At 41.0% G+C, this 8,444-nt stretch carries 11 protein-coding genes and 1 other RNA gene; 3 read left to right on the plus strand and 9 right to left on the minus strand.

What is annotated here, in order from left to right; all coding sequences use genetic code 11:
* Positions 1-267: 267 nt before the first annotated feature.
* From KMHG_RS16600 to KMHG_RS16620, 6 genes are all read right to left on the minus strand, one after another.
* Positions 268-480, minus strand: coding sequence for a YaaL family protein (locus KMHG_RS16600; protein ID WP_010291261.1), 213 nt, complete (start codon positions 478-480; stop codon positions 268-270).
* A 13-nt stretch (positions 481-493) separates the two neighbouring features.
* Positions 494-1,090 (minus strand): recombination mediator RecR, encoded by a 597-nt coding sequence (recR, locus tag KMHG_RS16605; RefSeq protein ID WP_010291262.1) that lies wholly within the window; start codon positions 1,088-1,090, stop codon positions 494-496.
* A gap of 26 nt (positions 1,091-1,116) precedes the next feature.
* Positions 1,117-1,434 carry a YbaB/EbfC family nucleoid-associated protein gene (locus KMHG_RS16610; protein ID WP_010291263.1) on the minus strand — a complete coding sequence of 106 codons (318 nt, stop codon included), beginning with the start codon at positions 1,432-1,434 and terminating at the stop codon, positions 1,117-1,119.
* A 25-nt stretch (positions 1,435-1,459) separates the two neighbouring features.
* The gene (gene dnaX / locus KMHG_RS16615) at positions 1,460-3,220 is read right to left on the minus strand and encodes a DNA polymerase III subunit gamma/tau (protein ID WP_010291265.1); all 1,761 of its coding nucleotides are present in this window, start codon (positions 3,218-3,220) and stop codon (positions 1,460-1,462) included.
* A gap of 105 nt (positions 3,221-3,325) precedes the next feature.
* Positions 3,326-3,591: signal recognition particle sRNA large type (gene ffs, locus KMHG_RS18915), an RNA gene on the minus strand.
* 75 nt (positions 3,592-3,666) lie between these two features.
* Positions 3,667-4,518, minus strand: coding sequence for a GRP family sugar transporter (locus KMHG_RS16620; protein WP_010291267.1), 852 nt, complete (start codon positions 4,516-4,518; stop codon positions 3,667-3,669).
* Positions 4,519-4,669: 151 nt separating this feature from the next.
* On the opposite strand from KMHG_RS16620, the gene KMHG_RS16625 reads away from it, so the two are divergent.
* Entirely contained in the window at positions 4,670-5,095 is a 426-nt protein-coding gene (locus tag KMHG_RS16625) for a DUF4395 domain-containing protein (protein ID WP_010291269.1), read from the plus strand.
* Positions 5,096-5,125: 30 nt separating this feature from the next.
* Here KMHG_RS16625 and KMHG_RS16630 read toward each other — a convergent pair whose 3' ends face one another.
* The 3 genes from KMHG_RS16630 to KMHG_RS16640 all read right to left on the minus strand — a co-directional run bounded on the left by KMHG_RS16630 (position 5,126) and on the right by KMHG_RS16640 (position 7,046).
* Positions 5,126-5,677: an LOG family protein gene (locus tag KMHG_RS16630; RefSeq protein ID WP_010291272.1), complete on the minus strand. Its 552-nt coding sequence runs from the start codon at positions 5,675-5,677 to the stop codon at positions 5,126-5,128.
* Positions 5,678-5,739: 62 nt separating this feature from the next.
* Positions 5,740-6,411: a deoxynucleoside kinase gene (locus tag KMHG_RS16635; protein WP_010291274.1), complete on the minus strand. Its 672-nt coding sequence runs from the start codon at positions 6,409-6,411 to the stop codon at positions 5,740-5,742.
* Entirely contained in the window at positions 6,408-7,046 is a 639-nt protein-coding gene (locus tag KMHG_RS16640; protein ID WP_010291276.1) for a deoxynucleoside kinase, read from the minus strand. The genes KMHG_RS16635 and KMHG_RS16640 overlap by 4 nt, the downstream gene beginning before the upstream one ends.
* Positions 7,047-7,174: 128 nt before the next feature.
* On the opposite strand from KMHG_RS16640, the gene tadA reads away from it, so the two are divergent.
* Both tadA and KMHG_RS16650 read left to right on the plus strand, forming a co-directional pair.
* Positions 7,175-7,681 carry a tRNA adenosine(34) deaminase TadA gene (tadA, locus tag KMHG_RS16645; protein ID WP_010291277.1) on the plus strand — a complete coding sequence of 169 codons (507 nt, stop codon included), beginning with the start codon at positions 7,175-7,177 and terminating at the stop codon, positions 7,679-7,681.
* A 42-nt stretch (positions 7,682-7,723) separates the two neighbouring features.
* The gene (locus tag KMHG_RS16650) at positions 7,724-8,440 is read left to right on the plus strand and encodes a hypothetical protein (protein WP_010291278.1); all 717 of its coding nucleotides are present in this window, start codon (positions 7,724-7,726) and stop codon (positions 8,438-8,440) included.
* Positions 8,441-8,444: the final 4 nt, after the last annotated feature.

The raw sequence follows: 8,444 nt of genomic DNA on the forward strand, positions 1-8,444 counted from the left end.
CGACTCATTTATTATATCATCATCATTTTCGTTTGTCAACAACTTTTTTTAAGTTATTTTAGCGACTTGAAATATTTTAAAAGATATTTCACGAAATGTCAATTCTATTGTTATAAATGTTGCTCTCTTGTTGAGAACTATTTTATAATAACATGCATTTTAACGTTGTGCAACACATTTTACGTCTTTTTTTAAGAAACTTTTCGTTTCTTTTAAAACAATTGTTTTTAGGCAAAAATAAAGAGGCCTATGCGATAGGCCTCTTTATTATTTAATAAACACTTTACGGATACGTGCTTCTTTAAATAAATAGAAGTATTTACTTTCAGCAATCTTCTTTTGGGCGATCGTGCTTAAAAGAAAATCGTCCGCAATGCCTTCTAGATGCTGTATATCATCGAGGTCCTGCTTCGCTTCTTTAATCACATGTACAAGCTTCGCATCGTATTCTTTGCGAAGCTTTTGCTTTCTACTAAACATATTTGACCTCTCCTTACAGTTCTCTACGTCCTTCAAGCGCTTTTGATAACGTCACTTCATCTGCATATTCTAAATCTCCGCCGACTGGTAAACCGTGCGCAATACGCGTCGTCTTAATACCAGAAGGTTTTACGAGTCTTGAAATATACATCGCTGTCGCTTCACCTTCGATTGTTGGATTCGTCGCTAAAATAAGCTCTTGCACCTCATCATCATGTAATCGTTTAATGAGCGTCGGTACGTTAATGTCTTCGGGGCCAATGCCGTCCATCGGTGAAATCGCACCATGTAACACATGATACAAACCGTTATAGTCGCGCATTTTCTCCATCGCAATGACATCTTTCGTATCTTGCACGACGCAGATCATCGAACGGTCACGCTTCGGATCCTGACAAATGTGGCAAGGGTCGATATCTGTAATATGACCACATACCGAGCAATACGTTAGTTCACGTTTCGCGTCTACGAGTGACTTCGCAAACGTTAGTACGCTATCTTCTTCCATTGTTAGCACGAAAAAGGCCAAGCGTGAGGCTGTTTTGGGCCCGATGCCTGGCAATTTCATAAAGCTATCAATTAAACGAGATATTGGTTCGGGATAGTGCATAACTGTTCCCTCCTCATAGCTTTAAATTATAGTCCTGGGATGTTTAAACCTTTTGTGAATTGACCCATTTTAGAAGATGTTTCTTTATCAACAGCTTCCATTGCATTGTTTACAGCAATGATGATCATATCTTGTAATAATTCTACGTCGTCTGGATCTACAACTTCTGGGTTAATTTCAACGTCAGTAATTTCTTTTTTACCTGACACTGTTACTTTTACTAAGCCGTTACTAGCTGAACCTTCGAAAGTGCTTGCTTCTAGTTCACCTTGAGCTTCCATCATTTTCTTTTGCATTTTTTGCATTTGTTTCATCATTTGATTCATGTTACCGCCACCGCGCATGTTAAGTTCCTCCTCAGAATGTATATTATTCGACTACTTCGACGAAATCTTCGCCGAATAGTTTAATTGCCTCATCGACAACGGGGTCTTGTGAGGCCTGTTGTTCTTCAACTAACATTGATTGTACATTTTCTTCAGGCTCTTCGCCACTCGTAGACGAATTTTGTTTGGCAGTTTGTTGCTTCTTATAATGTGCTAAGAAATCTTCACGAAGCTTTTGCCAACGTTGCTCCGGTACGAAGACGATATCGTACAGTGTACCGGTCATACTTGCAATAAGTTGCGGGAAGTTTTGCATAAACTGCTCGTTATCCGCCGCGATTGAACAATAAATGTCTTCTTTAAATTGTAGCACAAAAGCGTCGTTCGCTGATGCGACTGGTTGCGCATCGACGAGCAATGCTGCATGCGATTTTGGCAATTGCGCCACCGCATTTGGCCATATATCTTGAATGTGACGAAGGTCATCACGCGTCGCACGTTTCATAATTTCTTGAATGCGTCCGACTTGTACTTGGAATTCATCTTTTTTACGCGCACGTGCACGACGTTGTGGTTGTTCTTGCGCAATTGGTTGTGGCGCTGTCGCGATGCCACCTTTTTGCATTTCCATTACGAGCGCTTGTAAGTCCATTACTTGTTGTTGTAATGTTGCAAGCTCTGAACCACTCACTTCTGTCGGTGCTGTTACACGTGAAACACCACTTTGCACCATTTTTAATAGTGCCGTTTCTAAATACACTTTCGAATGAAGTGAGAAGCGCATTTCTTGTTGTGTTTTCGATAAAATGTCGATGTACGTATAAAGTGTATCCATTGAGAAGTTGTGGGCTAAGTTCGTAAACTTCTCATCTGACGCTGCCAGTTCTAACAAATCTCCTAAGTCTGGTGCTGTTTGGATTAATAACAAGTCGCGGAAAAATGTAATCATATCTTCCGATAGACGAACGGCATCTTTCCCCTCACCCATTAATTGTTCTAACATCGCCAGTACTTTCGCGACATCTTTTGATAATAAGCTTTCCGCTAGTTCATAAAAAATGTCTTGGCTAATCGATCCTGTCACAAACAACGCATCTTCTAACGTCACTTGTTCATCACTAAAGGATACGACTTGATCGAGCATACTTAATGAATCACGCATCCCACCCGCTGCTGCTTGTGCGATAACTTTTAGCGCGCGTTCATCGTAGCCAAAGTTGATGTCTTCTAATACGACTTTCATGCGTTCGACTAAATCATTAGAAGAAAGTCGTTTGAAATCGAAGCGTTGCGTACGCGAAATAATCGTCGCTGGAATTTTGTGTGGTTCTGTTGTCGCTAAAATGAACACGACGTGCGCCGGTGGTTCTTCTAGCGTTTTTAGTAATGCGTTGAAGGCACTCGTTGAAAGCATGTGCACTTCATCAATAATATAAATTTTGTAGCGCGTACCATTTGAAGGAGCATGGTCGATATACTCGAGCATTTCACGCATATCTTCCACACGTGAATTTGAAGCCGCATCGTATTCAAAAACGTCATTTGATTTACCTTCATTAATTTCTACACAATGCGCGCATTCGTTACACGGCTCGTTTGTCGGTGCGTGATCGCAGTTTAGCGCCTTTGCAAAAATACGAGCCATACTCGTCTTACCTGTACCACGTGGGCCAGAAAATAAGTAAGCATGCGTCGTTTTATTCGCAACGAGTGCATTTTGAAGCGTACGTTTCACGTGCGTTTGACCTGATACTTCTCGGAATGTTTGCGGGCGATAAACGCGATAAAAAGCTTGATATGCCAACGTTTTTGTCTCCTTTTCTAGTTAAAATCGTTATGTTTATTATACCATTTAGGCAAGAAAAAAACTCACCCGATAAATCGAGTGAGTTGAATATGCATGTTTATGCCATGCACCTTTCTTCGACTGCCGTACACAAGCGTTACTCTTGTCGCCAGCTCGGACCAGGCTACCCCACGGCACATGAGTTAACCCACTTAATGCTGCTTCCTTCCGGACCTGACATGGTTCATGGGCGCTCATTGCGCGGGACCCGATCTTCAACGCTACGTGCAAGAGGCAGACCTTACATACGGACAGCCTCGAAAAGGACTTCAGTCTCGCTAAAGCGGATTGCGAGTTACAGGACACCGCTACCTTCCCACCTAGCATAGCAATACCTAGTATATAAGCGATGTTTAAAAAAATCAACCTAAAACCGTGGAATTTTAAAAACTTATTGCAATATATTAACTGTCTTTCGTAATTCCTAGTAAAGCGACACCGACGATAATGAATACAATCCCTATCGCAATATAGACGAGTTGCTTTTTCGTCTTTTTCTCGCCTAATAAGAAAATGCCACCGAGCGTGGAAATGATAACGCCACATTGTGATAGTGAAAAACTAATCGCAACGCCGACTTTCGGTTGCGAAATAAATAAAAATAAATTACCCGCTGCCCACACTAAACCAGAAATAATATTGAAAAGGGCATATTTGTTAAACGGCTTATGACGTGCTGTTAGCGCGATTGCCCCTAAACTCATCCCCATCGCCTGTGGTAAAACGAGTTCCCAACTCGTTACTTCAAAGAAACGCGCGATGACGGCATATCCGATGAAACCTGCTGTCGAAATGAGTAACGTAATAACACCTTTTTTGAAATTCTTTTTCCCTTCGTCGTCATGGTCTTCTTTTGATGTCAAAATAATACCGACTAAAATACATACAATCGCGATAATGCCTAGCACAATCGCTGTCGTCGTTTGCCATTCATGAAAAACGATGACGCCGAACAATGCGGTACCGACTAACTGTAAACCAGTTGAAATTGGCATCGCTTTTGACACACCGATATTGTTAACGGCGATCAACTGGTTCCCCTGACCAATCGCCCAAAATAAACCTGATACGACCCCAACACCGAAAATGAGCCAAGTAAACGTCGGCTGCACGACGGCGTAAATGACAATTGAAAAAATAAGTGCACCAAATGCTGTACCGAGCGTTTGGCTATAAGCGCCGCCACCAAGCTTCATCGTAATTAACACTTGGCTCCCCCAGAAGATGGCGGGTAAAACTGCAATCAATAAATCCATTGTTTTGCCTCCCTTTCACTATCTGTAGCCAAAATTTCTTTAACGTAAACGAAAAAAGAAATAATTTTTAAACCAAGTAAAAACATTGGAATTGTAAATTATATAGCGTTATAATGGTGTAAATTTACTCGTATCGAAAGGTTGTGTCATGATGGAAAAACATGCATTTATCCCGCGTCCACTCGTGCGTGCCAATCAATGGACGATTTTATTATGTACGGTCGCTAGTTGGTTTGTAAGCCCGTGGTTCTTACTTATCCCACTCGTATTCAACGCTGGTGGTTTATTGTTTAATGTTAATCCGGTTATCAAAATCGGTCGTTTATTTTTAAAGAAAGCACCGACTGCCTATATTCCTGAAGATGTGACGCAACAAAAGTTTAATAGTTGTATCGTCATCGTATGTACAGCACTTGCCTTTATCGGCTTCACATTCGGTTTACCGGTTCTCGGCTATATTTTCTCTATTATGGTTGCCCTTGCATCTGGTATCGCCATTTTAGGCTTTTGTATCGGCTGTTTTTTATTTTTCCAAATCAATCAATTCAAATACCGCATAAAAAAGAAAGCGGCATAGAAAAAAGCGACTCACGCGGAGCCGCTTTTTTTATTGTTTCGCTTTTTCGATAGACGCTGCAAGGCGCAATGCATCTTCTGGCGTTTCTAACATGTGTAACAGTTCTAAATGTTCGGTTGGCATAAAGCCCTCTTCGACCATTTTATCGAAATGCTTACGCAGTGGTTCGTAAAAATGATTCACATTGTATAAGCACACCGCTTTATCTTGCTGACCGATTTGCGTCAGTGTGAACACGTCAAAAAACTCGTCCATCGTTCCTGCTCCACCTGGAAGCGCGATAAACATATCCGATAATTGAATCATCATCGCTTTTCGTTCGTGCATCGTATTGACATAATGAAGTTCCGTTAACCCTAAGTGCGTCACTTCATTCCATTCTTCAAATGCTGGCGTGACACCGATTACTTCACCACCCGCTGCAAGCGCCGCATCTGCTACCGCGCCCATGACACCGTTATTCGCACCGCCATAAACGACGCCAATGCCATGCTCCGCTAATACGCGGCCAAGCTCGATTGCTTTTTCTATATAAATCGGGTTGTTCCCCGTTCTTGATCCACAATAAATTGCTACTCTCATGATGAACACCTCTTTCTGTCATTAAAAAAAGACTATCACAAAACGGTGATAGTCTCCTACTATTAACGACGACGTAGGTGCGAAGTTTGTTCGATAAAATGTCCGACACGTTCTAAAATAATTTCTACTGAGTCAGGATTTTTCATTAAATCGTAATCGTTAATATCTAAACGTAATACTGGACATGCATTAAAGCCGTCAATCCAATTTTCATAACGCTCGTGCATTTCGTGCCAGTATGCTTTATCTGTTTGTTGCTCCATCGGACGACCGCGTTCTTCAATACGATCTAAAATATTATCGAGTGAGCCTTCTAAGTAAATTAATAAATCAGGGTGTGGGAAGTACGGTGTCATGACCATTGCGTCAAACAGATTTGTATACGTTTCGTAATCTGTTGGTGACATCGTGCCTTTATCGTAGTGCATTTTCGCAAAGATACCTGTATCTTCATAAATCGAACGGTCTTGAATGAAGCCGCCGCCGTATTCGAAAATACGTTTTTGCTCTTTGAAGCGTTCAGCTAAGAAATAAATTTGTAGGTGGAAGCTCCATTTTTCAAAGTCATCGTAAAATTTATCTAAATATGGATTCGTATCCACTTTTTCAAATGATGTGCGGAAGTTTAACGCTTCAGCAAGTGCTTTTGTCATCGTTGATTTACCAACACCTACTGTACCAGCAATTGTAATGACCGCATTCGATGGAATGCCATATTTTTCTCTTAAGTTCATGCTTTAAAGCTCCTTTGTTCTAACGTTTCCTCGATCACACGAAGAATTTTTTGTAAATCATCAGCGTGCTGTACGAAGTCTAGCTCGTCTCCATTGACACGAATAACCGGAATTTCAGGATTGCGCTTCTCGAAGCTTTCAATAAACACATGATAGTCTTCAACAAGCTGCTCCATATAATCGCGCGTAATCATTTGTTCAAAATCACGACCACGCATTGCAATGCGTTTCATTAACGTATCAACAGAAGCATCTAAGTAAATGACCATATTCGGCTTTGGCATATCCGCCGTTAAAATACGGTAAATTTCCTCATACTTATTGTACTCAGTCGGTTGCAATGTACGCTTTGCAAAAATTAAATTTTTAAAAATATGATAGTCTGCTACAACAGAGTGGTTGTCAGCAAGAATATGTTTTTTAATATCTGTTAGCTGTTTGTAACGATTGCATAAGAAGAACATTTCCGTTTGGAAGCTCCACTCATCAATATCTTCATAAAACTTATTTAAAAACGGATTTTCGTCTACAATCTCTTTTAATAAGTGAAACTCGAACGTTTCTGCTACTATTTTAGAGAGCGACGTTTTTCCGACGCCAATCGGTCCTTCAACCGTAATAAATGGTGTAGGCATCAGAAGTCCCCCTTCATATTTTTTTCGTCAATGTTAAATATTTTATCACAGACGAAATGAGAACGATAGCTTTAACGAATTGTCGAAATTCTTTACAATAAAAAAAGCCCGATTTAAAGGAGTTTATGATGGAAAAAGATTTATTTTATATGCAAGCTGCAATTGACGAAGCAGCGAAAGCAGGAAGTATTGGTGAAGTGCCAATCGGTGCAGTCATCGTCTATAAAGATGAAATTATCGCCCGCGCCCACAATTTACGAGAAACGAGTCAAAATGCGGTGACACATGCCGAATTAATGGCGATTCAACAAGCATGTGAAGTCATTGGCAGCTGGCGCCTCGAAGAAACAACGTTATATGTGACGCTAGAGCCATGTCCGATGTGTGCCGGTGCGATTTTACAATCTCGCATTCCGCGCGTCGTCTACGGGGCAAGAGACGTCAAAGCAGGCTGTGTTCATTCGCTTTATACGATGCTCAACGATTCCCGCTTCAACCACGAGTGCGACGTTACAGAAGGTGTAATGGCAGAAGAAACAGGTGCATTACTGACAAACTTTTTCCGCGACTTACGCGCCAAGAAAAAAGAAGCAAAACGGTTACGAAAATTAGCAGAACGGGAAAATGAACAGTAACGATATCGCGATGCTTTCGCTAAGAACGATTGGAGGGATTAGATGAAATATATATACGGATGCGCATTTGCGACACTGCTCCTTGCAGGGTGTGGCAATCAAGTCGTCATTCAACCAGACACGCCAGAAAAACCAACAACGACAGAACAGACGACCGAATCGACGGAATCCTCAAATACAGTCGACAGTAGTATCGCAGATTACGACGGTTCATCGGCAAGTCGTTCGACAGAAAAATCAGATGATGATAACGACAAACAAGCGTCATCATCTGAAAAAAGTACCCCCGCTACAAATGATGACAAATCATCACAGTCATCTACTGAAGCAGTAGAAGAAAGCAGTAACATCGGAGATTATTCTGCACCATCGGATAACTTAGATTTATATTCAAAAGCTGAAATTGATAACATCGTCAACAATATGATTCGCCCGACTGCGTATAAAATTAAAGGAATGGTCGACAATAAACAACTATCGCCATCGTCACAAACGAGTACCGAAACGACATATAAAGTCGACAACATTACGCTTATCATTTACGATGACGGCAAAACGTATGCGGAATATACGTATTACAATAACCAATTATTCGTAGTCGTCCCTTACGTCAATAAACAGCTCAAAAACCGCTACTACTATTACAACAACGATTTAATTTACATTTTGTACCCGGATAAATCAGATCGCTATCGCCCTGATTTTAGCGGTCAAGATATGCAACAAGGTATTGATGCTTTAAACCATCAGTTCTCATAAAAAG

It is taken from the genome of Kurthia massiliensis, from assembly GCF_000285555.1.
GTDB lineage: Bacteria > Bacillota > Bacilli > Bacillales_A > Planococcaceae > Kurthia > Kurthia massiliensis.